2 protein-coding genes are annotated in these 2634 nt (G+C 53.9%); both read right to left on the bottom strand.

Annotation, left to right across the window (positions count from 1 at the left end; genetic code table 11):
- Positions 1–535: 535 nt before the first annotated feature.
- Positions 536–1798 carry a hypothetical protein gene (locus tag AB1690_06805; protein MEW6015015.1) on the bottom strand — a complete coding sequence of 421 codons (1263 nt, stop codon included), beginning with the start codon at positions 1796–1798 and terminating at the stop codon, positions 536–538.
- 9 nt (positions 1799–1807) lie between these two features.
- On the bottom strand, positions 1808–2634 hold an 827-nt coding region (locus tag AB1690_06800), incomplete at its 5' end, for a hypothetical protein (protein MEW6015014.1).

Here is a 2634-nt window from a genome sequence, read left to right as displayed (position 1 = left end):
GGCCTGTCAATAAGAGCTTTTCAAAGGACGCAATATCAAGTCTCTCAACCGATATCGCAAGGTGCTAACTCATCCTTAACAGAAGCGTTTCATCAACACAACTATTCCCTGGACATCAACAAAATAAACAATTCCTCCAATCTGTCAAGAAAAATCTAATAAAAAACCAAAATACTACGGCAAATAGTAGCAATATCCGGGGAAGCCAAGGGGAGATTATCTCCCCCTCCCCAAACCATCCGACCTGACCCGACCAAGAAAACTATCCCAGCGTTGAGACCGGGACGAGCCAGAAGACCGATACCGCACGCCATCATCAAATGAGATATCAGACATCTCGCCAACCGCACCTATCATCTATAGACAAACAACTCGCCACAAAACAAACAACCCGGAAACAGCGCTTGATTGTGAACCTGTTCACAATCTCAGGCCGCCACAAGAAACTCAAAAACCAACCACCTCACCAAGATTGTGAAAAAAGGTGCAAGGAACAGAGCCTGTCGGCTCTCTGGCACTGAACTACTGAGCAGTGCTAAAATGTGCAGGTTAAGCGAGACGAAATAAGATACAGGCGGGCGTCATCAGCGGCAATTTCATGCCACTCCCACTCGCCGGAAAAGAGGAGCTCAAAAGACAGGGCGCGCCAGATTTTGAGGTTGCCGATGAGGCTGAGACGGTCATACCAGAAATCGGAGTAGAACTCGGGCCGGTTGGTGTAATGCCGTTTTCCCAGCTGGTTTTCAAGTATCAGAAAGAGGCGCTCGGCGCCGTAATAGTCAGCCCCGGCGGAGAGGCCGGCCTCGATAAAATCATCGTCGTCATAATCGGTGCGGACTGAAAAGAACTCCGCTTTGGGACCGGTCGAAAGGGTCAGCGAGCCAAGTTCCTTTTCCAGAACCAGGGCGGGACGAAGCCGGTAATAATCATTACTAAAGTAGTCTTCTATCTCAAAATTGAAATATTCGAATATCCCGGAAGGGCGCAAGAACAGGGTTGTCCCCAGAGGAATCCGGGCGTAGAAGTCGCCGGAGTAAAACAGGTAGTTATCGCGGTCATCATCCCAGTTATATTTTTTCCATTCCAAGCCAACCTGTGCCGATAAGAAAACTCTTCCCAGGCTCCCCAGGTAGTTTCCGCTCCCCCGCCAGATGAAATAGTCGAGAACCGCCGAATCGCGAACTGTCCGTTTTTCAATGCCGCCAGTAACAGACCAGGTGTCGAAACGGCGGTTGGAGATGTTGACCGTCAAATCGCCTCCGAAGCGGGTGTAGTCATAAAGGAGGCCTCCGGTGGAGTCGAACGAGACCGTTTCGCCGAAAATGCGGGTTTTGGATTCGACCTTATCCGACCAGTTCTGTCGCCAGGCGAGACGGCCGTCGGCAACCAGGAACTCCTCCCCGGCTTCTGAAGCGCCATCGATGCGGTTCTTCCGCTCAAAGTGGAAATCAGATTCCAGGCGGTTGCGGCTCCCGCTGACGGTAAAATGTCCCCAGCCGAGCGCCCGGTAGATATCGGGGGTCTGTTCCCAGCCGATTTCGAGGTTTTGGCGACCGCCGTTATCGGGATGGTATTTGAGATATAAGAGCCCCTTTTTGTCATCGAGATAGTCTCTCTTTAGCAGGGCGATGTTGATGGTGGAATCGGGGTCGTAGCGGGCGGAGTCGAGATAATATTCCTGGGAAATGAAGTCGTAGCCGACACCGGCGCGGAAAGTAAAATTGCCGGGGTTTTCAGCCTGGAGTTCCCCGGCAATCAAGCCAGTGCAAAAAAGGATGAGCGCTAATCTACATCTCATCGATAGCAATCAGATTCCAATCATCTGGCGGGCTTTCTGAAGATTCATTTGAGCCGCCTTAAGGTTGGCGGCGCAGGCTTCCGAGTCCCCGCTGTCACAGTGCCGTTCCGCTTCTGCCAAATGCCGCATTGCCGATTCAAACAACCGGATCGCCGCGTTATTGCCGCTGTTACGGATTTCATTAGAGATATGCTCCGCCTCCCGCCGCACGTTTTGAATCATCGGCTTCAGATTCTCGGCATCGCCACAGGTCTGGACAATCTGGCGAATCATCTGCTGAACCGCCTTAAGATACCCTTCTGCCTTCTCAGTATCTCCCGCCAAATGGGACTGCCGGGCTTCGGCGAACTGTTCGCGAGCGCGCAGCGCCAACGGCGTCATTGCCTGATTCTGGCACTGCCGGGCGATCTGCTCCGCTTGCTCCAGGCGCTGCTCAGTTTGACGGAACTGGTTTTCGAGACGATTTCTTTCACCGGCTCTCCCCTGCAGTCTTTCGAGAATATTCAGCAGGGTCCGTTCCGCCTGTCGGGACAGACGAAGGGCGGGGCGATAGTTCTGGTTGCGGTAGAATTCCCAGGCGCGCAGTTGATTGTCGCGGGCGGTGTCGAAGAGGGCGGCCAGGGCCCGTCCCGGCTCTTCCGGCATCTCCTCGCGAACCCGGTTCTGCAGGTCATCGGTTTTCTCCAGTTGCCGCAGGACGAGATTCTCGTTTTCCTCTCCCTGACGGACAAAACGCTCGCCGGCCTGCCTGATGGCGGCCACAGCCTGCCAGGCGCGCTCCCGCGCCTGTACGGTCGCTTTGATGCCTTCCAGATACATATGTCCCTGCCCAAAGG

It is taken from the genome of Candidatus Zixiibacteriota bacterium (genome assembly GCA_040753495.1).
Lineage (GTDB): Bacteria > Zixibacteria > MSB-5A5 > GN15 > PGXB01 > DYGG01.
The sequence above is the reverse complement of the archived record's forward strand: the minus strand, read 5'-3'. Positions and strand labels throughout refer to the sequence as shown.